Below are 25,598 nucleotides of genomic sequence, written 5' to 3'. Positions count from 1 at the left end.
CCAGGGGCAGATGATCGCCCCTGTGTAATAACGAGCCTAGGAGAGGTCACTTTCGGACGCTACGTGGTCTGTGAGGGTGAACACACGGTCAGCCATGTGATCGTCTCGTAACATTGCGGCATGTCTTCGACCGAGCCGCCGGAAGCCCGCATCGTTGCCGCGGTGCCCCCCGCGCGGCCCGTGCGGGTCGGTGCGGGTGAAAAGCTGCGTACCACCAGCCTGCCCGGTCTCACGCTGAACGTGCGTACCCGTCCGCCGGAGGTTTCAGGGCTTCCGCCCGCCGTTTTTCTCCACGGTCTCGGCGGCTGCTCGCAGAACTGGTCGCCGCTGATGGAACAGCTCGCCGACCGGCTGGATATCGAGGCCCCTGACCTGCCCGGATTCGGTGACTCCCCGCCGCCCGACGACGGCGACTACTCCATAACCGGCCACGCCAGGGCCGTCATCCGCTATCTCGACGCGAGCGGCCGCGCGCCGGTGCATCTGGCCGGAAACTCCATGGGCGGCACGATCGCCATCCGGGTCGCGGCCGTGCGGCCCGATCTCGTGCGCAGCCTCACCCTCGTCTCGCCCGCGCTGCCCGAGCGGCGCCCGCAGCGCACCGCGGTGCCCACCGGGCTGCTCGCGATCCCCGGGGCGACCCGCCTCTTCAGTCGCGCGACCCGCGGCTGGGACGCGGAGCGGCGCACCTGGGAACTGCTGGCGCTCACCTACGGCGACCCCCGGCAGGTCGGCCAGGAGGACTTCGCGCTGGCGGTCGAGGAGTACGAGCGGCGGCTCGCGCTCCCGTACTTCTGGGACGCGCTCGCCCGTTCGGCGCGCGGCCTCGTCGACTCGTACGCGCTCGGCGGTCAGCAGTCGCTGTGGCGGCAGGCCGAGCGGGTCCTCGCGCCCACCCTGCTCGTCTACGGGATGCGCGACCAGCTGGTGGCCTTCCGGATGGCCCGGCGGGCGAGCGCAACCTTCCGCGACTCGCGTCTGTTGACGCTGTTGGACGCCGGACATGTGGCGATGATGGAGTACCCCGGAGCAGTGGCGCGCAGTATGCGCGAACTGCTCGACGACGTCGACGGGCGACCCGCAGGCGTACGAGACGGACGACAGGCACGAGACGGGCGGGACAGCCGGAAGACACGGGGCGTACCGGTGCCCGGAACAGACGGGAGCGGTGCGGCGCGTGGGTAAACACAGCGCACGGGGCAGCCAGGAGGACCGGGACCCCGGGTCCGCCGAGGCGGATTCCGGCCCCGGTGCGGGGCGCCGTAGGCGCCCCGCCGCCGCGCCCGGCGCCCAGGACCCGGGCGTGACGCCGCCGCAGGGCACCCCGGTGGCGGCCTACGGACCGGGCGCCCCGCAGGCCCGCGCCAGGGGCGGACACCCCGGGCCGCCGGGGCACCCCGGGCACTCGGGCCACCCGGGGCACGGTGGACCCTCCGGGCGCCGTGAACCGAGCCGTGAACAGACCGGCGGCTGGAGCGCCTTCGGCACGGCCACCATGAACGCGCCGCAGCGCCCCAGTGGACCCGTCGCCGGTGGCGCACGCGGCAGTGGCGGGCCGGGCGACGGCGGAGCGGGCCGTGGTGCGGGCGGGCTGATGCCCGGGCCGCGCAAGGAGTACCTGGAGGCGTTCGAGGCCCCCGGCGCACCCGAAGCCCCTGACGCGCTCGACGCCGACGGCGAGGACGTCTTCGCGGCCGGTGCCCCCGGAGCGGTACCGCCGCCGAGGCGTACCGGCCCCGGCGCCGACGACGACCGTAAGGACGGCCGTGGGGCCGCCGAAGCCGGTCAGGGCCCCGGCGGCCAGGCCGCCGCCACCTCGGCCGACGGGCTCGACGGTACCGATCCGGCCGACGCCCAGGGCAAGGGCGCGCGCGGGGTCGCCAAGGGCGGCAAGGGACGCACGTTCACCGGTGTCGCCGCGGCGGCCGTGACCACCGTGCTGGCCGTCGTGGTGGCCGGGCAGGTGGCGAACGGCCCGCAGAGCGACAGCAAGGCGCAGTCCAAGGGCGGTCCGGAGCGCGGCGACGGGGGTGCCGCCTCGTCCCGTACGGACGGCCGGGCCACGCCGTCCGCGACCCCCGAACTCGCCACGTACAGCCAGAAGATGGCCGCCCTGTATCCGCTCGACCCGAAGCTCAAGGGCTCGGGCGCCTTCACGGCCGTCCCCGGGCGGGACAAGGCGCCCGGCAAGGGCCAGGTGCTGCGCTACCGGGTGGACATCGAGAAGGGGCTGCCGCTCGATGGCGCGCTGTTCGCCGAGGCGGTGCACAAGACGCTCAACGACGACCGCAGCTGGGGCCACGGCGGCACCCGCACCTTCGAGCGGGTCTCGTCCGGGCGTCCCGACTTCGTCATCACCCTGGCGAGCCCCGGCACCACCGCGGTGTGGTGCCAGAAGTCCGGTCTCGACACGACCCAGGACAACGTCTCGTGCGACTCGGCCTCCACCGAGCGCGTCATGATCAACGCCTATCGGTGGGCGCAGGGCGCCCGCACCTTCGGCGACGACAAGATGCATTCGTACCGCCAGATGCTCATCAACCACGAGGTCGGGCACCGGCTCGGGCACAACCACGAGACGTGCACCAAGCAGGGCGCGCTCGCTCCGGTGATGATGCAGCAGACCAAGTTCCTGGCGACGGACGGCGTGACGTGCCGCCCCAACGCCTGGCCGTTCCCCAAGGGCTGACCCTTCCGTAAGGGCTCGCGCCCGTTATAGCGCCCGACAACGCCTGAAATCCAGGAAGGTCACGGGCGTTCACCCCTTCCGGTGGCGCGACGGACAACCGTCCGTCGCGCCACGGCCATGCGCGCATAACGTGCTCCCGCTGCCCGACGTGCCGAATCGCGGCATGACGGCTTGCCCACATGGGAGATCGGGGGTGCGCTCATGCGCGTGGGACTGCTTACGGAGGGTGGGTACCCGTATGCGACCGGTGAGGCGTTGGTGTGGTGCGACCGGCTGGTGCGCGGTCTCGACCAGCACGACTTCGAGGTCTACGCGCTGAGCCGCGACGCCCGCCAGGAGTCCGCGGGCCGGGCGGAGCTGCCCCCTTCGGTGCGGCGGGTGCGCACCGCGCCGCTGTGGGGCGAGCCGGACGGGCGGCGGTCGTACAGGGCGTACGGGCGGCGGCAGCGGCGGCGGTTCGCCGAGCACTTCGGGGACCTGGCGGTGGCGATCAGCGTGCCGGGAGGTGTGGGCCGTACGGAGGGCCCGGGCGGTCCCTGCGATGCCCAGGCGGACCGTTTCGCCAGCGGTCTCCACGGCCTGGCCGACCTCGCCCACGACGCCGGGGGACTGTCCGCCGCGCTCCGCTCCGAGGACGCCCTGCGCACCCTGGAGCGCGCCTGCCACACCCCCGGCGCGCCGCGCGCCGCCCACCGGGCGCGGGTCGGCGATCTGCTGGCCGTGACCGAGGCCCTGGAGCGGGCGCTGCGCCCGCTGTCGCTCGACTGGTACGGCGGCGTCGGCCGCGACCCGGGGCTGTCCGACGCGGACCTGTGCCACGCCACCTCCGGCGGCGCCGCGGCGCTCCCCGGGCTGCTGGCCAAGCGCCGGTTCGGTACGCCGCTGCTGGTCACCGAGTACGGCGTACGGCTGCGCGAGCACTATCTGCGGCGCCCGGCCGGGCGCGACGAGCGCTCCGGTCCGGTCCGCGCCCTGCTGGCCGCCTTCCAGCGGCGGCTGACCGCCGAGGCGTACGCGCAGGCCGCGCTGGTCACCCCCGGCAATACCCACGCCCGCCGCTGGCAGGAGCGGTGCGGTGCCTCCCCGGAGCGGCTGCGCACCGTCTACCCCGGCATGGACGCCGCGTGCTTCGCGGAGGTCGGCGAGGGCGGCGCGGGGGAGGACCGGACGCTGGTGTGGGTGGGGCGGCTCGAACCCGCCAAGGACGTCGTCGCGCTGCTCCACGCCTTCGCCGAGGTGCGCCGGTGGCAGCCGGACGCGCGGCTGCGCGTCATCGAGACCCGGCGGCCCGGCGACGACCCGTCCGGCGGCGACAGGCTCGGCGGCGACAGGCTCGGCGGCGACAGGTCAGGGGACGACTACGCGGCCCACTGCCGGGCCCTGGCCGACCACCTCTTCCCAGACGAGGCCGCGAACGCCCATACGCCAGGCGACAATCCGGTCTCCTTCGAGCACGTCGGCGATCCCGAGGTGCCCACCCTCGCGGACGCCTACGCGGCGGGCGCCGTCGTGGTGCTGTCCAGCGTGGTCGAGGGCTTTCCGGTAGGGCTGGTCGAGGCGATGTTCTGCGGCCGGGCCACGGTCTCGACGGACGCGGGCGCCGTGTGCGAGGCCATCGGCGGCACCGGCCTCGTGGTGCCGCCGCGCAACCCCAGGGCGCTCGCCGACGCGTGCCTCGCGCTGTTGCGCGACCCCGAGCGCCGCGCCCGCCTGGGCGCCGCCGCGCGCGCCCGGGCGCTGGAACTCTTCACCGCCGAGCAGAACGTGGTCGCCTTCCGGGGCATCTACCTGGAGCTGATGTCGCACTGCCCGGTGCGCCGTGAGGAGGTCGGCGCGGGCGGTGCGCCCCTGCCGTTCGCCCGCCCGCCGGAGGCCCACATCCCGGGTGGCTGGACCGCGGGTCAGCGGCCCGCGCACACCCCCGGCTGGGCCGAGGCCGGACCGCCGCCGCGGCAGCCCCTGGCCGCCCTGTCGGAGGAGGGCGCATGACCGGGCCCGCCGACCGTCCGGGCACGCCCGGGGCGCGCCGCGAACAGCCCAGCGCCCCCGCGTCCGCCCATGAGCGGGGCGCGAAGGCGCGGCGCGGATCGGTCGATCCGGTGCGGGCGCTGATGCACCGCCACCGCGAGCTGTGCGCCCGGGCCGTCGATCCGCTGGAGATCGCCGCAGGTCTGGAGGCCCATGGGGTGACCGACCGCACGGCCGCCCGCTTCCGGCACCGCGATGTCTTCTCGCTCGCCGAGGAGCTGTACGCACGGGTCCCGCGCGACGGCGACGGCGGGGACGACGCCCGCCCCGGGGACACCGCCCCGGCCCGGCCATGGGGCGTGCGGGCGGCGCTCGGGCTGCTCGCCCTGCTGCCCGGGGTGCTGGCCACGGCGACCGTCGTCGGGGCGTACCGGACCGGGGCCGTCGCCGTGGGCGCGGGCGGTGCGGTGCTGACGGCGGGCGCGCTGTGGCTGTGCCTGCGCCGGGGCCCGCTCGGCCGGACGCGTCCGCATGCGGAAGCGGGCCGATTCGCGGGCCGCCTCGCCGGCCGTTTCGCGGGCCTGCCGGGAGTGCTGCGCACCGGCTGGCTGCTCGGCTACGCCGCCTGCGGCGACTGGCTGCTGGCCGGGCTCATCGGCCGTACGGACGGCGCCCCCGGCCCGTACGCCCCCGGCCCGTACGACCCCGCCGCGGCGTGCGAGGCCGCCGTCGTCCTCGGCCTCGCCGTCGCCCCCGCCGTGTGGTGCGCCCGCTGGTTCGCCGTCCGGGCGCGCCGCAGGCTGGCCGCCAGCAGCGGGCTCGACGAGTTCGCGGCGGGCGTCCGGCCGCTGTGCGCGGCCGCCGCCCTGGCCTTCCTGCTCGCCCTGCCGCCGCTGGTGCTCACGGCCCGGCTCACGGTGCCCGGCGCCGCGCCCGGACCCCTCGCCGAGGCGGGCGTCGCCGCGCTGGCCGGGCTGCTGTTCCTCGCCCGGCTGCTGGCCGTCCACGGCTTCCGCGCCGCCGCGGCCCTCGGCACCGCCCTGGCCTGCGCCGCCGAGGCGGCCGTGCCGGGCGCCGCCGCTGCCGCCCGGCTGCCGGGCGGCGCGGCGCTCGGCGAGCCGGTGCGGCGGCTGGCCGCCACCCACGGCACGGCCGCCGTCCCCGCCGTGGCCTGCGGGGCCGCCGCGCTCGCGCTGCTGGTGTACGCGTGCGCCGCGCTGTCCCGCGCCTCGGCCCACACCGCCCCCACCACGCCCCCCACGTCACCCCCTCCCATCCCTCCGAGGAGCACATCCATGAGCGACGAGACGACCGCCCCACACGCCATCTCCGGGGAGGCGCGACGATGAGAGTCCTGCTGCTCGGCTCCGGCGGCTACCTGGGCCGCTACGTCGCCGAACACCTGCTGGCCGACCCCGCCGTCCAGCTCACCGCGCTCGGCCGCGGCGACGACGCCGACGTGCGGTTCGACCTGTCCAACGGCAGCCCCGGCGCGCTCACCCGCTTCCTCAACGCGGTCCACCCCGGTGTGGTGATCAACTGCGCGGGCGCGACCCGCGGCGGGGCCCGGGAGCTGACCCGGCACAACACCGTGGCCGTCGCGACCGTCTGCGAGTCGCTGCGCCGCAGCGGCTGCGGCGCCCGGCTCGTCCAGATCGGCTGCTCCTCCGAGTACGGGCCCTCGCAGCCCGGTTCGTCGACCGCCGAGGACGCCGTGCCGCGCCCCGGCGGGCCGTACGGGGTGAGCAAGCTGGCCGCGACCGAGCTGGTGCTCGGCTCCGGTCTGGACGCGGTGGTGCTGCGGGTCTTCTCGCCGGTCGGGCCCGGCACCCCGGCCGGTTCCCCGCTCGGCCGGCTCGCCGAGGCGATGCGGCGCGCGATGCAGTCAGGGGACAGCGAGCTGAAGCTGAGCGGCCTCGGGGTGCAGCGGGACTTCGTGGACGTACGGGACGTGGCGCGGGCGGTGCACGCGGCCTCGCTGTCGGCCGCGCAGGGCGTCGTCAACATCGGCACGGGGCGCGCCGTCCGGCTGCGCGAGGCGGCCTCCGTGCTGGCCCGGGTGGCGGGCTTCGGCGGCACCCTGCACGAGGTCGACGTTCCGCCCGGGCGGAACCCGCTGCACCCGGCCGCCCACATCCCGGCCCCGGCGCACGCCCCCGGTCACGCCATGGCGACCGTCCCGCACGCCCCCGGTCACGCCCCCGGAGCGGCGGAGCACGGCGGCGCCACCGCCTATCCGTACCCGGACGGCTGCGGCAGCTGGCAGCAGGCCGATGTGCGCACCGCGCGCGACCGGCTCGGCTGGCGCTCCCGGATCCCGCTGGAGGAGTCGCTGGCCGACATCTGGATGGAGGCGGCGTGTCGCATCTGATCTCGCCGGGACCGGGACCGGGACCGGGACCGGGTCCGGGGCCCGGCCCCGCGCCGCCGCCCGCGGCCGGTCTCGGCCTGGGGGTGCCGGGCTGGGCGCACCCCTTGGTCGCCCCGGCCGAATGGGGTGAGCTGACCCGCTGCGGCACCCCGGTGCACTGGGCGGTGCTGGACGTCGCGCGCGGCCCCGGCTCGTGCCCCGACCCGTACTGCGCCGCCGCGGTGGCCCGGCTGCGGGCCGCGGGCGTACGGGTGCTGGGGCGGCTGGACGTGAGGTTCGGCACCCGCCCCTTCGGCGAGCTGGCCTCGGACGCGGGCCGCTATCTGGGCTGGTACCGGCCCGACGGCTTCTATCTGGACCGCTGCCCGTCGGAGCGCCCTGGCCTGCCGGAGGTCCGCCGGATCGTCACCATGCTGCGGACGCTGCGCGGCGGGGCGTACACGGTGCTGGGCCAGGACACCCATCCGTACGAGGAGTACGCGGAGATCGCCGACCAGCTGGTGACCTTCCGCGGCCGGTGGGCGGACTACCGTTGGTCCCAGGTCGCGGAGTGGACGGCGGGCCATCCGCCCGAGCGGTTCTGCCATCTGGTGCACGGGGTGCCCCGGCCGCATCTGGACGAGGCGCTGCGCATCGCCCGGTGGCAGGGGGCGGGCACGGTCTTCTTCACGGACCGCACGACCCGCCCGGGCCAGCGCGCCAGCTCCGCGGCGCTGTGGGAGACGCTGCCCGGTCACTGGGACGCCATCGTCTCGCGCATCGGACCGTGTGTCATGGAATGAGATGGGGCGTGGCAGTGTTACGAGAAGACAACCTCCCCGCTCACGCGGGGGTGAACCTCCCGCTCCTACCCACTACGGAGTCCTTGTGTCGCTGCCACCCCTGGTCGAGCCGGCTGCCGAGCTCACCGTCGACGAGGTCCGCAGGTACTCACGCCATCTGATCATCCCGGATGTCGGCATGGAGGGCCAGAAGCGGCTGAAGAACGCCAAGGTGCTCTGTGTGGGCGCGGGCGGTCTCGGTTCGCCCGCCCTGATGTACCTCGCCGCCGCCGGTGTGGGCACGCTCGGCATCATCGAGTTCGACGAGGTCGACGAGTCCAACCTCCAGCGCCAGATCATCCACAGCCAGGCGGACATCGGCCGTCCGAAGGCGCAGTCCGCGCGGGACACCGTCCTCGGCATCAACCCGTACACGAACGTCGTGCTGCACGAGGGCCGCCTCGAGGCCGACAACGTGATGGAGATCTTCTCCGAGTACGACCTGATCGTCGACGGCACCGACAACTTCGCCACCCGCTACCTGGTCAACGACGCGTGCGTGCTGCTGAACAAGCCGTACGTGTGGGGTTCGATCTACCGGTTCGACGGCCAGGCGTCGGTCTTCTGGTCCGAACACGGCCCGTGCTACCGCTGCCTGTACCCGGAGCCCCCGCCCCCCGGCATGGTCCCCTCCTGCGCCGAGGGCGGCGTCCTGGGCGTGCTGTGCGCGTCCATCGGCTCCATCCAGGTCACCGAGGCCATCAAGGTGCTCACCGGGGCCGGTGACCCGCTGGTCGGCCGCCTGATGATCTACGACGCCCTGGAGATGACCTACAAGCAGGTCAAGGTCCGCAAGGACCCGGACTGCGCGGTCTGCGGCCCGAACGCCACGGTCAAGGAACTGATCGACTACGAGGCGTTCTGCGGCGTCGTGTCCGACGAGGCCCAGGAGGCGGCGGCCGGTTCGACGATCACTCCCAAGCAGCTCAAGGAGTGGATCGACGACGGCGAGGCCATCGACATCATCGATGTCCGGGAGCAGAACGAGTACGAGATCGTCTCGATCCCGGGCGCCCGGCTGATCCCGAAGAACGAGTTCCTGATGGGCACCGCCCTCCAGGACATGCCGCAGGACAAGAAGATCGTCTTGCATTGCAAGACGGGTGTCCGCTCCGCGGAAGTCCTGGCGGTCCTGAAGAACGCGGGCTTCGCGGACGCCGTCCACGTGGGCGGCGGCGTGATCGGCTGGGTCAACCAGATCGAGCCCGACAAGCCGGTCTACTGACGCCGGTCGGCACCTCGGTGTGACGGGGCCCGGGCCGCTTCCGCGAGCGGCCCGGGCTCCTCGCCGTTCATCCGCAGGTCGTGCCGCCCGCCGGTACCTTCCCGTCGAGCAGATAGGCGTCCACGGTCCTCGTCATGCAGGCGTTGCCGCTGTTGTACGCGCCATGGCCCTGCCCCCGGTACGTGACCTCGACGCCCACTCCCCGGCCCAGTCGGCGGGCCATCGTGCGGGCCCCCTCGTACGGGGTGGCCGGATCGCCGGTGTTGCCGACGACGAGGACCGGCGCGGAGCCCTCGGCGCTCACGTCCGGGGTGTTCGCCGTGCCGTCGACCGGCCAGCCGGTGCAGGCGAGCAGGGACCAGGCCAGATAGTCGCCGAAGACCTTCGAGGTCGTGCGGAACCGCGACAGCCGCTCCTTCACCTCGCTCACCGTGTAGCGCTTCTTCTCGTCCGCGCAATTGATCGCCGTATTGGCCGCGGTGATATTGCTGTAGCGGCCCTGGTCGTCGCGGCCGGACATCGAATCCGCCATCGCGAGCAGCAGATTGCCCTTGCCCAGGGTCATCGCTTCCTGAAGGCCCAGCGTCAGATATTTCCAGCTGTCCTCGGAGTAGAGCGCGGCGGCGATACCGCCGAGCGCCCCGCCCTGGGTGAGCTTGCGGCCGCTGTCGGTCTCCAGCGGCTTCTTGTCGAGTTTCTTCAGCAGGGTGACGATCTTCTCGGCGCCCGCCTCGGGATCGTCGCCGACCGGGCAGGCGGACCCCTTCTCGGCGCAGTCCCCGAGGTAGTTGTCCAGCGCGAGCTGGAACCCCCTGGCCTGGGCGAGGGCGCCCTGTTCGGTGTCCGCTGACGGGTCGACCACGGCGTCGAGGACCGCGCGCCCGACATGCCGCGGGTACAGATGGGCGTAGACGCCGCCGAGTTCGGTGCCGTAGGAGATGCCGAAATACGAGAGCTTCCGGTCGCCCAGCACCTGCCGCATGAGGTCCATGTCGCGGGCGGCGCTCACGGTGTCCACATGGGGGAGCATCTTTCCGGAGCGCTTTTCGCATCCGGCGATGTATTTCCTCGCGTCCGCGGTGGCCGCCTTGATTTCGGCGGCGTCGTCCGGAGTGCCGTCCACCGCGTCCGCCGCGTCGATTTCCTTGTCGCTCCGGCAGGTCACGCCCTCGCTTTCGCCGACGCCGCGCGGATCGAAGCTCACCAGGTCATAGCGCGTCCGCAGATTCTGGTAATCGCCGCCGAAGGCGGGCAGGGAGGAGACACCGGAGCCGCCGGGTCCGCCGAAGTTGAACACCAGGGAGCCGATCCGCTTCTCCGGCTTCGTCGCCTTGGCGCGGATCATGGCGAGATCGATGGTCTCTCCGCCCGGCTTCGTCCAGTCCAGCGGCACCGTGAGGCCGGCGCACTGCCAGTCGCCGCCCGGCGCCTTGCCGGTGCCCTGGCGCGGGGTCGGCGCCTCGCACTCCTTCCAGCGCGGCTGCTGGCCCGTGAGCGAGCGGGGCAGCCCTGAGGCGCCCGGGGGCGCGGCCGGGGCGGTGGACGCGGCGCCGGAGGACGGGGTGGCCGGTGCCTTCCCCCGGTCCTGTCCGCCGTCGTCGCAGCCCGCGACGGCGACGAGGGCGGTCACGGCGGTCGCGGCGGCCAGCGCCCTGGTCCGTATGGTGCGGAGGGAACTCGACATGGTCGGTGATCCTATGAGGATGGTATGAGCGGGAGTGTGCGCGCTTGTTCTCCATACCGTCACAGCTGCGGACGGTCGGCTAGGTGCAGACCTTGCCGTTCTGCGGGACCCGGCCGTTCAGCAGGTAGTCGTTCACGGTGGTGCGCACACAGCTGTTGCCGCTGTCGTACGCGCCGTGGCCCTCGCCCTTGTAGGTGAGCTGGACGCCGACCCCGGGCCCCAGTTCCTCGGCCATCTTCCGCGCCCCGGCGTACGGCGTGGCCGGGTCGCCGGTGTTGCCGACGACCAGGATGGGGGCGGCGCCGTGGGCGCTGACGTCGGGATTGGTCCAGGCGCCGTGGACGGGCCAGCCGGTGCACTGGGTGAGGCTCCAGGCCATGAAGTCGCCGAACACCGGGGACGCCTTGCGGAACGTGGGCAGCTCTCGCCTGACGTCGGCCAGGGTGTAGCGCTGTTTGAAGTCGGCGCAGGTGACGGCGGTGAGCGAAGCCTGGAGCGTGCTGTAGTCGCCGTTCTCGTCGCGCCCGTTCATGGAGTCGCCCAGGGCCATCAGGATCCGGCCGTCGCCCTGCTGGGCCCCGGCGATCCCCTGGGTGAGGTACGGCCAGAAGTCCCGTGAGTACAGGGACTGCGCGATGCCCCCGTCGGCCAGCGACTGGGTGAGCTTCCGGTTGCCGATGCCCGCCACCGGATGCTGGTCGAGGCGCTTCAGCAGCGCCTCGATCCGGGCCTGGGTCGGACAGCCCGCCGCGCTGGTGCGGCGGCATCCCTTCAGGTAGTCGCCCAGCGCCAGCTGGAATCCCTCGGCCTGGCCGAGGGCGCCCTGTTCGGGGTCCTGGCTGGGGTCCACGACTCCGTCGAAGAGCGCCCGGCCGACCTTCTTGGGGTACAGATGGGCGTAGACGCCGCCCAGTTCGGTGCCGTAGGAGACGCCGAAGTAGTACAGCTCGCGGTCGCCGAGGACGCGGCGCATCAGGTCCATGTCGCGGGCGGCGTTGGTGGTGCCGACGTACGGGAGCACCGTGCCGGACCGCTTCTCGCATCCGGCGGCGTAGCCCTTGACCCGGTGCACCAGGGACTTCCCTTCGGCGGAGTCGTCCGGGGTGGCGTCGGCCGCGTAGTAGGCGTCGAGCTGCCGGTCGCCCAGGCAGTGCACCCCCTTGCTGCGGCCGACTCCGCGCGGATCGAAGCTGACCAGGTCGTAGCGGGTGCGCAGTTGCTTGTAGCTGCTCGCGAGGGCGGGGAGCGTGGCGACGCCTGAGCCGCCGGGGCCGCCGAAGTTGAAGATCAGCGAGCCGATCCGCTTCTTCGGCTGGGTGGCCTTGGCGCGGATCATCGCGATGCCGATGGTGTCGCCGTGCGGTTTCGAGTAGTCGAGCGGGACGTGCAGGGTCGCGCACTCCCACTGCTTCCCCGGGGCCTTGGTCGGCGCCCCGTCCTCGCTGTCGGAGGGGACGGGGCAGGCGGCCCAGTGGAGCTTCTGGCCCGCGGTGGTGTCCGGCCGTCCGGGGTCGCCGCCGCATCCGGCGGTGGCGGCGAGCAGCAGGGCGGCGGCGGACAGGGCACCGGTGCGCAAGTGTCGGGACACGGCGGCTCTCCCGGGGTGGCGGCGTACGGCCATCCTGCGGGCCGTGGCGGGGTCGCGCGCGCACAGCGCGGGCGTACGGGTGAGGGGCGGGGCCCTTACGGTCTTCGGGACGGTGAGCGGCCCTACAGCGCCTCTCGGCGGGTGAGGTGGGTGAACGCCAGCCAGCCGGGCAGCACCGGCAGCCAGAAGACCATCAGCCGGAACAGCAGCACCGCGGGCGCGGCCATCTCGTACGGCAGCCCGGCGAAGGTCAGACCGGCGATCAGGGCGGCCTCGACGGCGCCGACGCCGCCCGGGGTGGGCGCGGCCGATCCCAGGGCGTTGCCCGCGAGGAAGACGACCGCGACGCTCGCGTAGCTCAAGTCGCCGCCGAACGCGCGGATCGACGCGTCGAGGCACATCACGTTGGCCGCGGTCAGCAGCAGCATCCCGCCGATTCCGGCGAGCAGCTTCCTGGGCCGCTGGAGCACGTCCAGCATGCGCGGCACGACCCCGGCGAACAGCGACCGCACCCGGGTGGAGACGAACTTGCGCAGGGCGGGCACCGCGGTGACCACGAGGGTCAGCACGGCGCCCGTCAGCAGCCCGGCGATCACGGTCCGGGACGGGGAGAGGGTCGGGGTGCGCTCGGTGCCGGTGATGTAGCCGAAGATGGCCAGCAGCACGATGTGGCTGGCCAGGCCGAACAGCTGCGAGGCGCCGACGCTGGCCACCGCGAGCCCGGAGCGCACCCCGGCGCGCTGGAGGAAGCGGGCGTTGAGGGCGACGCCGCCGACCGCCGCGGGGGCGACCAGCTTCACGAACGACGAGGCGACCTGCGCGAGCACCGTGCGCCCGAAGGGCACCTTCTCGGGGACGAAGCCGAGCAGGCTCAGGGCCGCGGCCACATAGGTGAGCGCGGAGAACAGGAGCGCGAAGACCACCCAGATCCAGTTGGCCTCGCCGACCAGGGCGCCCAGCTTGAGGTGGGTGAACTGGGACAGCAGGAAGTACGCGGCGAAGGCGCCCGCGCAGAAGGTGACCAGGGTGCGCGGCTTGATGCGCTCCAGCCGCACCGGCTCGACCGGCGCCTGCGGCCGCACCAGCAGCACCTGGCGGCGGATCTGGGCGAGCAGATCCTCCTCGCGCGCCTCCTCCAGGGCCTCGTCGATGGCCCGCTTCTCGGCCTGCTTCTCGGCCTTGGCGATCTTCCGCTCGCTGACGGCCGGTTCGGCCTTGCCGCCGCCGGTCTCCCCGCGGGCCTCCTCGGCCTCCCGCGCCCTGGCCTCCTTGGCGGCGCGGGACGCCTCCAGCACCGCTTCCCGCTGCCGCTGGGCGCGCTCGCGGGCGAGCTGGCGCAGCGTCGCCCGGGTGGCCCGGCCCAGGGCGAGGGGCTGGAGCAGGGGGAGGCTGTCCGCGACCGCGTCCGGGCCGATGACGTCGACCGCGACGGCCACGGAGCGCTCGGCGCCGACCCGCAGCCCCAGGGTGGTCAGCAGCTGCGCGATGTCCATCCGCAGCACCACGTCGCCCGCCGCGATCTCGCCGCCGCGCAGATCCGTCAGGACGACCGCGCCGGAGCGGTCGATCAGCAGGGCGTCGCTGTCCAGCCGCCGGTGGGCGATGCGCCGCGACTGGAGCGCCTGCACCTGGTGCCAGGCCCCGGCCACCAGCTCGTCGGTGATCTCCTCGTCCGGCAGGGCGTGCAGCGGGCGGCCGCCGATGTGCTCGTACACCAGCATCACGGCGTCCGGGCCCAGCTCGGAGGTGGCGATCAGCTTGGGCGCGTTGGCGCCCGCCGCGATCGCCGCGTACGCGAGCAGCGCCTCCTGCTCCAGCGCCTGGCGCAGCGACTGGAGGCTGCGCGGCGGGGTGACGGTGCGCAGCGTCAGCCGCTGCCAGACGCTGTAGAAGAAGCCCTGGGCCTGCTGTTCGCGGTCGACCACGGTGACGTCCAGCGGCGGCCCGTCCTCCAGGGTGACCAGATAGCGGCGCCCCCGGTCGCTGTGGTTGCCGTGCTCGTCGACGGCTTCCTCGGCGCGCATCGCACTGACCGGGTTGAAGCCGACCCGGCGCAGCCCGGCCAGCAGGTGCTGACCGGTGGGCCGGACATTGGGGGAGCCGACGGCGTAGAGCGTGCCGTAGGCGACGGTCCAGCCGATGAGTACCGTGACGATGATCGAGAACGGGGTGGTGTAGCCGCCGACGAGCACCGCGAACGCGTCGAGCAGCAGGACGCCCCACATGGCCACCCGCCAGCGGGGGCGGCGCGCCATGCCGACGGCGGTCATATAGGCGATGACGGGGGCGAGATAGCCGTGCACGGGATCGCTCAGGGCGCCGCCGGGCGCGGGCTGGGTCAGGGCCTCGCGGATCGACACGGGCGCGGCCCTGGCGACCCACAGATCGGTGGCGAGGGAGATGCCATGGGCGAGGACCGCCGCCAGGACGCCGTCCGCGATGCGCAGCCCGTCCCGCTTGACCAGCCGCTCGATCGCGAACGCCACCGGCAGGACGAGCACGGCGATGCTGGCCGTCAGCCCCGCGAAGTCGATCATCAGCGGGGGCGCCTGGTTGGCGCCGTGGCCGATGTCCTTCTCCAGCCCGGCGGTGGTGCCGTGCGCGAAGGCCGCGACGGCCAGGACGATGCCGATGCCCAGCGCGCCGAGCAGCAGCCGCATCAGGTCCGAGGGGCGGTGGACCCGGGCGGGCAGCAGTGGTTCGTCGCCTGAGACCCGGTCGTTGTGCCCCTGGGGGTCGTCGGAGCCGTCGGAGCCGTCAGGGTCGTCCGGGCCGTCGTAGCCCTCGGCGCCGCCGTGGTCGTGGGGGCCGTGCGGTCCGTCGGTGCCATCGGAGCCGTCGGAACGCGGCAGCGCCTCAGGGGTGCGGGCCTCCTCTTCAGGAGGCTGCGCACCCTGCTGCTTCGCCGTCTCTTCTTGATCTCGTATCACCAGTCACCGCCCGGAAGATGGTGGCATGCCCGGGCTGCGGAGGAGGGCATCAGGGTGCATTTCGGGGATGTGAGCTTCGGATCGTACGCCCTGTAGTCGGTTCCCGCACAATGCGTGATCGAACCCCGCTGCCGTCCGCAGAGCCTTCGACGGTACCGCGCGGGGCTGTGCCGGTGTCGCTGTCGGCGGTGTGCGCGAGGATGGGCGGGATGAGGCGAGAGAGCGAGGAGCCGGAAGAGGCGGGCGAGCTGCCCCCGTACGCGGAGCGGGTGCTGGACGTCGCCGAGCTGATCCCGCCGGGCCGGGTGATGACCTACGGGGACGTCGCCGAGTGGCTGGAGGAGGGCGGACCGCGCCAGGTCGGGCGGGTGATGGCCCTCTACGGGGGCGCCGTGCCGTGGTGGCGGGTGGTGCGCGCGGACGGCGCGCTGCTGCCCGGCTCCGAGCTGCGGGCGCTGGACCACTACCGCGAGGAGGGCACTCCGCTGCGCGGGGCGCCGCGCTCGGCCGAGGGCCATCTGCCGAGGCTCGACATGCGCCGGGCCCGCTGGGACGGCGTGGAGGGCGGAGAGGGTGCGGTGGGCGCGAAGGGGGCTGACGGTGCTGCGGGTTAGGGGTTGTCCACAGCCATTCGGGTGACGCGGAGCGGCGCGTGAGACGCTGTCCCGCACCCAGCCAACCCACCAGGACCGGCGATCCATGTGAGTACCTCCTCCTCGTCCCTGCCGCGACAGCGGCAGGGACGGCAGCCGTATCTGCGGCTGCCGTCACCGGGCACTTACCGCTTGGTCCGCCGTCGGCCGGATCCGGTGGCCCTCCCTGTTCTGGACGCACGGCAGCAGGCCGTGGTTGACCACCGGCACGGTCCGCTGCTGGTGCTCGCCGGACCGGGCACGGGGAAGACCACGACGCTCGTGGAGGCCGTCGCCCGGCGGGTGCGCGAGGGCGCGGACCCGGAGCGGCTCCTGGTGCTCACCTTCAGCCGCAAGGCGGCCGTCGAGCTGCGCGACCGGATGGCCGCGCGGCTGGGGCGCGCGACCGGGCCGCGGGCCACCACCTTCCACTCCTTCTGTTACGCGCTGGTCCGCGCCCATCAGGACGTCGACCTGTTCGCCGATCCGCTGCGGCTGCTGTCAGGACCGGAACAGGACGTCGTCGTACGGGAACTGCTCGCCGGACAGGCCGAACTGGAGCGCGCGGGCCGCGCCTCGGCCCGCTGGCCAGACGACCTGCGCGCCTGCCTGACCACCCGCGGCTTCGCCGACGAGGTGCGCGCGGTGCTCGCGCGCAGCCGGGAGCTGGGACTCGGCCCGCGGTCGCTGGGGGAGTTCGCGGCGCGCACCGGGCGCCCGGACTGGGGCGCGGCGGCGGCCTTCCTCGCCGAGTATCTGGACGTCCTGGACGCCCAGGGGGTGCTGGACTACGCGGAGCTGGTGCACCGCGCGGTGCTGCTCGCCGAGCGGCCGGACGTATCGGCGGAGCTGGCCGGCCGCTATGACGCGGTGTTCGTGGACGAGTACCAGGACACGGACGTGGCCCAGACCCGGCTGCTGCGCGCACTGGGGGGCGGTGGCCGGACCCTCGTCGCGTTCGGCGACCCCGATCAGTCCATCTATGCCTTCCGGGGCGCCGATGTGAACGGCATCCTCGGCTTCCGGGACGCCTTCCCGCGCGCGGACGGCCGCCCGGCGCCCGTGGAAGTCCTCACCACCTCGCGCCGCTCGGGCGCCCGGCTGCTCGCCGCGACCCGGCTCGTCACCGGCCGGATGCCGCTCACCCGCCTCCCGGCGCACGCCGTGCGCGCCCACCGGGAGCTGACGGCGGCCCGCGACGGCGGCCGCGCCGAGGTGTTCACGTACCCCACCGCGGGCGCCGAACTGGACAACGTCGCCGACATCCTGCGCCGCGCCCATCTGGAGGACGGGGTGCCTTGGAGCGAGATGGCCGTCCTGGTGCGCGCCGGGGGGCGCTCGCTCCCGGGCCTGCGCCGGTCGCTCACCTCCGCAGGGGTGCCCATCGAGGTGGACGGCGACGACATCCCGCTGCGCCACGAACCCGCCGTGGCCCCCCTGCTGACGGCGCTGCGGGCCGCCGCCACGGCCGCGCTGCCCGACTCCGGCGGACTGCCCGCCGCCCTCGACGTCGAGACCGCGCTCACCCTGCTGACCTCGCCGCTGGGCGGCATGGACGCCGCGGATCTGCGCCGCCTCGGCCGCGCGCTGCGCGAGGAGGAGCGCGCCGCGGGCCACACTGTGCCGCGCCCCTCCGACGTGCTGCTCGCCGAGGCGCTGGCCGCGCCCGAGCGGCTGGCCGTCCACGACCCGGCGTACGCGCGCGGCGCCCAGCGGCTCGGCCTGCTGCTGCGCAAGGCGCTGGAGGCGCTGGCGGGCGGCGGCACCGCCGAACAGGCGCTGTGGGAGCTGTGGAACGGCACCCCCTGGCCCGGGCGGCTGGAGGGCGCCGCCCAGCGCGGCGGGGCCGCCGGGCGCAACGCCGACCGCGACCTGGACGCGGCGTGCGCGCTGTTCGAGACCGCCGCGCGCGCGGAGGAGCGCACCGGCGGCCGCGGCGCGCTCAACTTCCTCGACCAGCTCGACGCCCAGGACATCGCCGCCGACACCCTCTCCCGCCGCATCGCCCGCCCCGACGCCGTGCGGCTGATGACCGCCCACCGCTCCAAGGGGCTGGAATGGCGCCTGGTGGTGGTCGCGGGCGTCCAGGAGGGGCTGTGGCCGGATCTGCGGCGCCGCGGCTCGCTCCTGGAGGCCGACCGGATCGGCCGGGACGGGCTCGCCGAGCCGCTGACGCCGGGCGCGCTGCTGGCCGAGGAGCGGCGGCTGTTCTACGTGGCGGCGACCCGCGCCAGGGACCGGCTGGTGGTCACCGCGGTGAAGTCCGCCTCCGACGACGGCGACCAGCCCTCGCGGTTCCTGAACGAGCTGGGCGTCACCCCGGTCGACGTCACCCAGCGGCCGCGCCGCCCGCTGTCGGTCGCCGCGCTCGTCGCCGAGCTGCGCGCCACCACCGTCGACCCGGACGCCTCGGACGCCCTGCGGGAGGCCGCCGCGCGGCGGCTGGCGCGGCTCGCCGCGCTGCGCGACGAGGACGACCGGCCGCTCGTCCCCGCGGCCCATCCCTCCGGCTGGTGGGGCCTGTACGAGCCCACGCACAGCGAGGTGCCGCTGCGCGACCGCGACCGGCCCGTGGCGCTGTCCGGCAGCGCGCTCGACCAGCTCGTCAACACCTGCTCGCTCCAGTGGTTCCTGGGGCGCGAGGTCAAGGCGGACGCCCCGTCGACCGCCGCCCAGGGCTTCGGCAACGTCGTCCACGTCCTCGCCGACGAGGTGGCCTCCGGCCGCACCCCGGCCGATCTCGCCGTCCTCATGGAGCGCCTGGACTCCGTATGGGACGCGCTCGCCTTCGACGCGCCCTGGAAGTCGCGGCAGGAGAAGGAGCACGCCCGGGCGGCCCTGGAGCGCTTCCTGCGCTGGCATGTGATGGAGCGCGGCGGCCGCACGGCGGTCGCCTCCGAGCACGGCTTCGACGTCACCCTCGAAGCGGACTCCTACGAGGTGCGCATCCGCGGCAGCATGGACCGCGTCGAGGCGGACGGCGAGGGGCGCGCGTACGTCGTGGACTTCAAGACCGGCAAGCAGCCGGTGACCCGCGGCGAGGTCGACCGCCACCCCCAGCTGGCGGTCTATCAGCTCGCGGTGCGCGAGGGCGCCGTCGACGGCGTCTTCGGCGAGGAACGCCCCGAGCCCGGCGGCGCCGAACTGGTCCAGCTGCGGCAGGGCGCCCCCAAGAAGGAGGGCGGCGACACCGTCCCCAAGGTGCAGGCGCAGGACCCGCCCGTGGGGCCCGACGGGGAGTGGGTCGGCGAACTGCTCGCCACCGCGGCCGGGCGCGTCCTCGACGAGCGCTTCGCGCCGAGCACCGGCGCGCACTGCGAGCGCTGTGCGTTCCGGGCCTCGTGCAGCGCCCGCGCGGAGGGCCGCCACGTGGTGGAGTGAGGGACCGGCTGTCAGTGGCGACCGATAGCCTCACTGGAGTGTCAGCCCGCATCACCGATCCCGAACAGCTCAAGGAGCTGCTCGGGATTCCGTTCACCCCCGAGCAGACGGCGTGTATCACCGCGCCGCCCGCCCCGCAGGTGATCGTCGCCGGAGCGGGCTCCGGCAAGACCACGGTGATGGCCGCGCGCGTCGTCTGGCTGGTGGGCACCGGCCAGGTCGCGCCCGACCAGGTGCTGGGCCTCACGTTCACGAACAAGGCGGCGGGCGAACTCGCCGAGCGGGTACGGAAGGCGCTCGTCGAGGCGGGCGTCGTGGACCCCGACCCGGATCCGGGCGCCGCCGAGGAGGCGGTGGGCGAGCCCACCATCTCCACGTACCACGCCTTCGCCGGACAGCTCCTCAAGGAGCACGGGCTGCGCATCGGCCTGGAGCCCAGCGCCCGGCTGCTCGCCGACGCCACCCGCTACCAGCTCGCGGCGCGCGTGCTGCGCACCGCCCCCGGCCCCTATCCGGCGCTCACCCGCCCCTTCGCCGACCTGGTGACGGATCTGCTCGCGCTCGACGCCGAGCTGGCCGAGCACCTGGTCCCCGCGAAGCGGCTCCGTACGTACGACGCCGACCTGCTGGACACCCTCGACGGGGTCAAGCTGACCAACGACGCGCTGCGCAAGGTCCCCGAGGCCGCCCGCGCCCGCCGCGAACTCCTCGGCCTGGTCGAGGAGTACCGCGCCGAGAAGAGCCGCCGCGATCTGCTCGACTTCGGCGACCAGATCGCGCTGTCCGCCACCCTGGCCCGCACCGGCCCGGAGGTCGGCCGCATCCTGCGCGAGAGTTACGCGGTCGTCCTGCTGGACGAGTACCAGGACACCTCCGTCGCCCAGCGGCTGCTGCTGTCCGGCCTGTTCGGCGGCGGCACCGGACACCCCGTCACCGCCGTCGGCGACCCGTGCCAGGCCATCTACGGCTGGCGCGGCGCCTCGGTGGCCAACCTCGACGACTTCCCCGCGCACTTCCCCCACCGGGACGGCAGCCCCGCGCGCCGCCACGCGCTCAGCGAGAACCGGCGCAGCGGTGGCCGTCTGCTGGACCTCGCCAACGGACTCGCCGCCCCGCTGCGCGCGATGCACCAGGGCGTCGAGGCGCTGCGCCCCGCGCCCGGCGCCGAGCGGGACGGCCTGGTGCGCTGCGCGCTGCTGCCCACCCACGCCGAGGAGCTGGTCTGGCTGGCCGACTCGATCGCCCATCTGGTGCGCACCGGCACCCCGCCCGGCGAGATCGCGGTCCTGTGCCGCACGGCCGGTGACTTCGCCGAGATCCAGGGCGCCCTGGTGGAACGGGACGTTCCGGTGGAGGTCGTGGGCCTGTCGGGGCTGCTGCACCTGCCCGAGATCGCCGACCTCGTGGCGGTCTGCGAAGTGCTCCAGGACCCGGGCGCCAACGCGGCGCTGGTCCGGCTGCTCACCGGCCCGCGCTGGCGCATCGGCCCGCGCGACCTGGCGCTGCTCGGCCGCCGCGCCCGCGCGCTCGTCTCCTACGGCGGCCATGGCGACCAGGAGGACGACCCGGACCGGCGGCTCGCCGAGGCCGTCGAGGGCGTCGACCCGTCAGAGGTCATCTCGCTAGCCGACGCTCTCGACACCTTCCTGGAGTCCGGCGGCGGCCCGGACGACGGGCTGCCGTTCTCGGCCGACGCCCGGGTGCGCTTCGCCCGTCTCGCCGCCGAGCTGCGCGAGCTGCGGCGCTCGCTGGCCGACCCGCTCATGGACGTCCTCCACCGGGTGCTGGCCACCACCGGTCTGGAGGTCGAGCTGTCCGCCTCGCCCCACGCCCTGGCCGCCCGCCGCCGCGAGACGCTGAGCAACTTCCTGGACGTCGCCGCGTCCTTCGCCGCCCAGGCGGGCACGGCGGTGGACGGCGAGGCCACCCTCCAGTCGTTCCTGGGGTTCCTGAGGACCGCCGAGCAGTACGAGAAGGGGCTCGACAACGCCCTCCCCGGCGGCGAGAACACGGTCAAGGTACTCACCGCGCACAAGTCCAAGGGGCTGGAGTGGGACGTGGTCGCGGTGCCCGGACTGGTCGCGGGCCGGTTCCCGAGCGAGCAGAGCCGCGAGGCGTGGACGGCGAATGCCAGGGTCCTGCCGCACGCCCTGCGCGGCGACGCCGACACCCTCCCGGAGGTCGACGCCTGGGACGCCAAGGGGCTCAACGCCTTCAAGGGCGCCATGAAGGAGCACCAGCGGACCGAGGAACTCCGCCTCGGCTATGTCACCTTCACCCGGCCCCGCTCCCTGCTGCTCGGCTCCGGGCACTGGTGGGGCCCGTCCCAGAAGCGCCGCCGCGGCCCGTCCTCGTTCCTGGAGGCGCTGCGCGCGCACTGTGAGACCGGCTACGGCGAGGTCGAGGCATGGGCGGACGAGCCTGAGGACGGCGCGGAGAACCCGGCCCTGCGCGAGACGGCCACCGACCGCGCCTGGCCGCTCCCGCTCGACCCGGCCGCCCTGACCCGCCGCCGCCGCGCCGCGGACGCGGTCCTGGCCCACCTGGCCCGCCTGGAGGCGACGGACGACCCGGATGACCCGTACGACGACGGGCCGCTCCCCGAGCCGCCGTACGACCCGTACGACCCGGAGTGGCCGGAGCCGCCGGAGGACGCGTACGGCGACCCGTACGACGCGCTGCCCGGGGATGCCACCGCGCTGCCCGGGGATGCCACCGCGCCGGATGGCGGCCTCGCGCCGGACGGCGGCCTCGCGCCCGAGGAGGCGCGGCTGGCCGACTCCTGGGACCGTGACCTCGACGCGCTCGCCGGGGAGCTGCGGCGCGCCCGCGCGAGCGTGCACGAGGTGCCCGTACCGCGCACCCTGACCGCCTCCCAGCTGATGCGGCTCGCCGCGGATCCGGACGGCTTCGCGCGGGAGCTGGCCCGGCCCATGCCGCGCCCGCCGCAGCCCGCCGCGCGCCGCGGCACGCGCTTTCACGCCTGGGTCGAGTCGCGCTTCGAGGCGCTGCCGCTGCCGTTCCTCGGTCCGGACGAGCTCCCGGGCGGCGAGGACGACGAGCCGGAGATCGCGGACGAGCGGGAGCTGACGGCGCTCAAGGAGGCGTTCGCGCGCACGCCGTACGCCCGGCGCACCCCGCACCGCGTCGAGGTGCCGTTCCAGCTGACGCTGGCCGGTCGTACCGTGCGCGGCCGGATCGACGCGGTGTACCGGGAGCCCGCGGCGGCCACCGGGGGCGGCCAGGCGTACGAGATCATCGACTGGAAGACCGGCCGCTCACAGGACGCCGACCCGCTCCAGCTGGCCATCTACCGCCTGGCCTGGGCCGAACAGCACGGCCTGCCGCTGTCGGCGGTCTCGGCTGCGTTCCTCTACGTACGCAGCGGGGAGGTCGTGCGCCCCGCTGAGCTGCCGGGCCGGGCGGAGCTGGAACGCATCCTGACCGGTGAACCGGAGGCGGACCGGGCGACCGACGAGGCCGATGATGTCCGCGGCGATGTCCGTAACGCGTTCACGGACGTCGAACCGTGACCGAGGGCGACCGCGGATGAGCGGCCCGGAGACCCCGGCTCTCGCGCTCCCGCGCGCCGGATAGGCTCACATCCATGAGCACCACCCCGGACACGGACGACGGAGTCCGCGCCTTCGTCGAGGACCACAGCGCCTCCTTCCTCGACGACCTCGGCGCGTGGCTGCGCATACCCTCCGTATCCGCCGACCCCGCGCGCGCCGGTGACGTCCGCCGCAGCGCCCAGTGGCTCGCGTCGCACCTCACCGCGACCGGCTTCCCGGAGGTCGAGGTCTGGGAGACGCCCGGCGCCCCGGCGGTGTTCGCCTCGTGGCCGTCCGGCGACCCGGACGCCCCCACCGTGCTCGTCTACGGGCACCACGACGTCCAGCCCGCCGCCCGCGAGGACGGCTGGCACACCGACCCCTTCGACCCGGTCACCAAGGACGGCAGGCTGTACGCGCGCGGCGCCGCCGACGACAAGGGGCAGGTCCTCTTCCACACCCTGGGAGTGCGCGCCCACCTGGCCGCGACCGGCCGCACCGCACCCGCCGTCAACCTCAAGCTGCTGGTCGAGGGTGAGGAGGAGTCGGGCTCCCCGCACTTCCCCGAGCTGATCCGGGCGCACGCCGACCGGCTCGGCTGCGACACCGTGATCGTCTCCGACACCGGCATGTGGTCCGAGGACACCCCGACCGTCTGCACCGGCATGCGGGGGCTCACCGACTGCCAGATCGACCTGTACGGGCCGGACCAGGACATCCACTCCGGCTCCTTCGGCGGCGCGGTGCCCAACCCGGCCACCGAGGCCGCGCGGCTGGCCGCCGCGCTGCACCGCGACGACCGCACGGTGGCCGTCCCGGGCTTCTACGACGGTGTGGTGGAGCTGACCGGCCGCGAGCGCGAACTGTTCGCCGAGCTGCCCTTCGACGAGGCGGGCTGGCTGCGCACCGCGCATTCGCACGGCCTGCTCGGCGAGGCCGGGTACACCACCCTGGAGCGCATCTGGGCCCGCCCGACCGCCGAGGTCAACGGCATCGCCGGGGGCTACCAGGGGCCGGGCGGGAAGACGATCGTGCCGTCCACCGCCCAGCTCAAGCTGTCCTTCCGGCTGGTGGCCGGTCAGGACACGGAGAAGGTCCAGCAGTCCGTGCGGGAGTGGGCCGCCGCGTCCCTCCCGGACGGCATCCGGCACGAGATCACCTTCTGGGGCGCGACCCGCCCCTGTCTGACCCCCTTGGACCATCCCGCCCTCCGGTCCCTGGTACGGGCCATGGGGCGGGCGTTCGACCGGAAGATCCGCTTCACCCGCGAGGGCGGATCGGGACCGGCGGCCGACCTGCGAGACGTCCTGGGCGCTCCGGTGCTCTTCCTGGGCATCTCGGTGCCGTCCGACGGATGGCACGCGCCCAACGAGAAGGTCGAGCTGGACCTTCTCGCGAAGGGTGCCGAGACGGCCGCCCACCTCTGGGCCGATCTCGCGGAGAATGGACCCGTATAGCTCGCGTATGTACGTAAACCACCCGTTTCTCAGGGGGAGTTGGAAGCAGTCGTGACCACCTGGACCGAGCGCGCCGCCACCCGGCCGATCACGCTCAGCGCCCCGAGCGGCATCGACCGCGCGGCGCACCACCGATTGGACGAGGCGTGGCTGGCCGCGGCGTGGAGCCACCCGACGACGCGGGTCTTCGTGGTCTCCGGAGGCCAGGCCCTGGTCGACGACACCCCGGACGGCCGTACCGAGCTGGTCATGACCCCGGCCTTCGAGGCCCCGCCCACCGAGACCCACCGCTACTTCCTGGGCACCGACGAGGACGGGGTGCGCTACTTCGCGCTACAGAAGGACACCCTGCCGGGCCGCATGGACCAGTCGGCGCGCCCCGCGGGGCTGCGCGAGGCGGGCTCGCTGCTGTCGGAGCGCGACGCGGGGCTGCTGGTGCACGCGGTCGCGCTGGAGAACTGGCAGCGGCTGCACCGCTTCTGCTCCCGCTGCGGTGAGCGCACGGTGATCGCGGCGGCGGGCCACATCCGCCGCTGCCCGGCCTGCGGCGCCGAGCACTACCCGCGCACCGACCCCGCCGTGATCATGCTGGTGACGGACGAGCTGGACCGCGCCCTGCTGGGGCGGCAGGTGCACTGGCCGGAGGGGCGCTTCTCGACGCTCGCGGGCTTCGTGGAGCCGGGGGAGTCGATCGAGCAGGCGGTGATCCGCGAGGTGGCCGAGGAGGCGGGCGTCCGGGTCGGCGAGGTCGAGTACGTCGCCAGCCAGCCCTGGCCGTTCCCGTCCAGCCTGATGCTCGGCTTCATGGCGCGGGCCACGTCCTCGACGATCCAGGTGGACGGCGAGGAGATCCACGAGGCGCGCTGGTTCTCCCGGGACGATCTGCGCACCGCGATCGAGTCCGGCGAGGTGCTGCCCCCGTCCGGGATCTCGATCGCGGCGCGGCTGATCGAGCTGTGGTACGGCGAGCCGCTGCCGCGCGGCTGACCGCCGTATCCGGAGGTGCTGCTCCGGACCTGCTGACTCAGGCCCCGACCTTGGCCTTCACCTGGGCGAGGGAGGGGTTGGTCAGCGTCGAACCGTCGGGGAAGAGAACGGTCGGCACGGTCTGGTTGCCACCGTTCGCCTTCTCCACGAAGGCCGCGGACTCCGGGTCGTGCTCGATGTTGACCTCGGTGTACGCGATCCCCTCGCGGTCCATCTGGCCCTTGAGCCGGCGGCAGTAGCCGCACCAGGTGGTGCTGTACATCGTCACAGTCCCGGACATCGGTCTTCGCTCTCCTCGGGGTCGTGGGTGG

16 protein-coding genes are annotated in these 25,598 nt (G+C 74.2%); 12 read left to right on the top strand and 4 right to left on the bottom strand.

What is annotated here, in order from left to right; translation table 11 throughout:
* Window positions 1–120 precede the first annotated feature (120 nt).
* The 7 genes from ACH4TL_RS02950 to moeZ all read left to right on the top strand — a co-directional run bounded on the left by ACH4TL_RS02950 (window position 121) and on the right by moeZ (window position 9,074).
* Window positions 121–1,185, top strand: a complete 1,065-nt coding sequence (locus ACH4TL_RS02950; protein WP_398313070.1) for an alpha/beta fold hydrolase — start codon at window positions 121–123, stop codon at window positions 1,183–1,185.
* Entirely contained in the window at window positions 1,178–2,689 is a 1,512-nt protein-coding gene (locus ACH4TL_RS02945) for a DUF3152 domain-containing protein (RefSeq protein WP_398313072.1), read from the top strand. The genes ACH4TL_RS02950 and ACH4TL_RS02945 overlap by 8 nt, the downstream gene beginning before the upstream one ends.
* Window positions 2,690–2,890: 201 nt before the next feature.
* Window positions 2,891–4,678: a DUF3492 domain-containing protein gene (locus ACH4TL_RS02940; RefSeq protein ID WP_398313074.1), complete on the top strand. Its 1,788-nt coding sequence runs from the start codon at window positions 2,891–2,893 to the stop codon at window positions 4,676–4,678.
* Window positions 4,675–6,006 carry a hypothetical protein gene (locus ACH4TL_RS02935; RefSeq protein WP_398313076.1) on the top strand — a complete coding sequence of 444 codons (1,332 nt, stop codon included), beginning with the start codon at window positions 4,675–4,677 and terminating at the stop codon, window positions 6,004–6,006. The genes ACH4TL_RS02940 and ACH4TL_RS02935 overlap by 4 nt, the downstream gene beginning before the upstream one ends.
* Window positions 6,003–7,028, top strand: coding sequence for an NAD-dependent epimerase/dehydratase family protein (locus ACH4TL_RS02930; protein ID WP_398313078.1), 1,026 nt, complete (start codon window positions 6,003–6,005; stop codon window positions 7,026–7,028). Before ACH4TL_RS02935 ends, ACH4TL_RS02930 begins: the two co-directional genes overlap by 4 nt.
* A 77-nt stretch (window positions 7,029–7,105) precedes the next feature.
* Window positions 7,106–7,810 carry a spherulation-specific family 4 protein gene (locus tag ACH4TL_RS02925; RefSeq protein ID WP_398313704.1) on the top strand — a complete coding sequence of 235 codons (705 nt, stop codon included), beginning with the start codon at window positions 7,106–7,108 and terminating at the stop codon, window positions 7,808–7,810.
* 85 nt (window positions 7,811–7,895) lie between these two features.
* The gene (moeZ, locus tag ACH4TL_RS02920; protein WP_398313080.1) at window positions 7,896–9,074 is read left to right on the top strand and encodes an adenylyltransferase/sulfurtransferase MoeZ; all 1,179 of its coding nucleotides are present in this window, start codon (window positions 7,896–7,898) and stop codon (window positions 9,072–9,074) included.
* Window positions 9,075–9,141: 67 nt separating this feature from the next.
* Here the strand turns inward: moeZ and ACH4TL_RS02915 are convergent, their stop codons facing one another.
* The 3 genes from ACH4TL_RS02915 to ACH4TL_RS02905 all read right to left on the bottom strand — a co-directional run bounded on the left by ACH4TL_RS02915 (window position 9,142) and on the right by ACH4TL_RS02905 (window position 15,276).
* Complete coding sequence (locus tag ACH4TL_RS02915; protein WP_398313082.1) at window positions 9,142–10,758, bottom strand: alpha/beta hydrolase; 1,617 nt, start codon at window positions 10,756–10,758, stop codon at window positions 9,142–9,144.
* Window positions 10,759–10,837: 79 nt separating this feature from the next.
* Entirely contained in the window at window positions 10,838–12,379 is a 1,542-nt protein-coding gene (locus ACH4TL_RS02910) for an alpha/beta hydrolase (protein WP_398313084.1), read from the bottom strand.
* An 89-nt stretch (window positions 12,380–12,468) separates the two neighbouring features.
* Window positions 12,469–15,276 carry a YbhN family protein gene (locus ACH4TL_RS02905; protein ID WP_398313086.1) on the bottom strand — a complete coding sequence of 936 codons (2,808 nt, stop codon included), beginning with the start codon at window positions 15,274–15,276 and terminating at the stop codon, window positions 12,469–12,471.
* Window positions 15,277–15,476: 200 nt separating this feature from the next.
* Here ACH4TL_RS02905 and ACH4TL_RS02900 point away from each other — a divergent pair, with 200 nt between their 5' ends.
* From ACH4TL_RS02900 to nudC, 5 genes are all read left to right on the top strand, one after another.
* Window positions 15,477–15,890, top strand: a complete 414-nt coding sequence (locus tag ACH4TL_RS02900) for an MGMT family protein (protein ID WP_398313088.1) — start codon at window positions 15,477–15,479, stop codon at window positions 15,888–15,890.
* Window positions 15,891–15,977: 87 nt separating this feature from the next.
* Window positions 15,978–19,289, top strand: coding sequence for an ATP-dependent helicase (locus ACH4TL_RS02895; RefSeq protein ID WP_398313090.1), 3,312 nt, complete (start codon window positions 15,978–15,980; stop codon window positions 19,287–19,289).
* A gap of 38 nt (window positions 19,290–19,327) precedes the next feature.
* Entirely contained in the window at window positions 19,328–22,822 is a 3,495-nt protein-coding gene (locus ACH4TL_RS02890) for a UvrD-helicase domain-containing protein (RefSeq protein ID WP_398313092.1), read from the top strand.
* A gap of 74 nt (window positions 22,823–22,896) precedes the next feature.
* On the top strand, window positions 22,897–24,300 hold the full coding sequence (locus tag ACH4TL_RS02885; protein WP_398313093.1) for a M20/M25/M40 family metallo-hydrolase: 1,404 nt from the start codon (window positions 22,897–22,899) through the stop codon (window positions 24,298–24,300).
* A gap of 51 nt (window positions 24,301–24,351) precedes the next feature.
* Window positions 24,352–25,287, top strand: a complete 936-nt coding sequence (gene nudC / locus ACH4TL_RS02880) for an NAD(+) diphosphatase (protein WP_398313095.1) — start codon at window positions 24,352–24,354, stop codon at window positions 25,285–25,287.
* A gap of 37 nt (window positions 25,288–25,324) precedes the next feature.
* Here the strand turns inward: nudC and ACH4TL_RS02875 are convergent, their stop codons facing one another.
* On the bottom strand, window positions 25,325–25,567 hold the full coding sequence (locus ACH4TL_RS02875; RefSeq protein ID WP_398313097.1) for a mycoredoxin: 243 nt from the start codon (window positions 25,565–25,567) through the stop codon (window positions 25,325–25,327).
* Window positions 25,568–25,598 lie beyond the last annotated feature (31 nt).

It is taken from the genome of Streptomyces sp. NPDC021115, from assembly GCF_044333065.1.
Classification (GTDB): Bacteria; Actinomycetota; Actinomycetes; order Streptomycetales; family Streptomycetaceae; genus Streptomyces.
The sequence above is the reverse complement of the archived record's forward strand: the minus strand, read 5'-3'. Positions and strand labels throughout refer to the sequence as shown.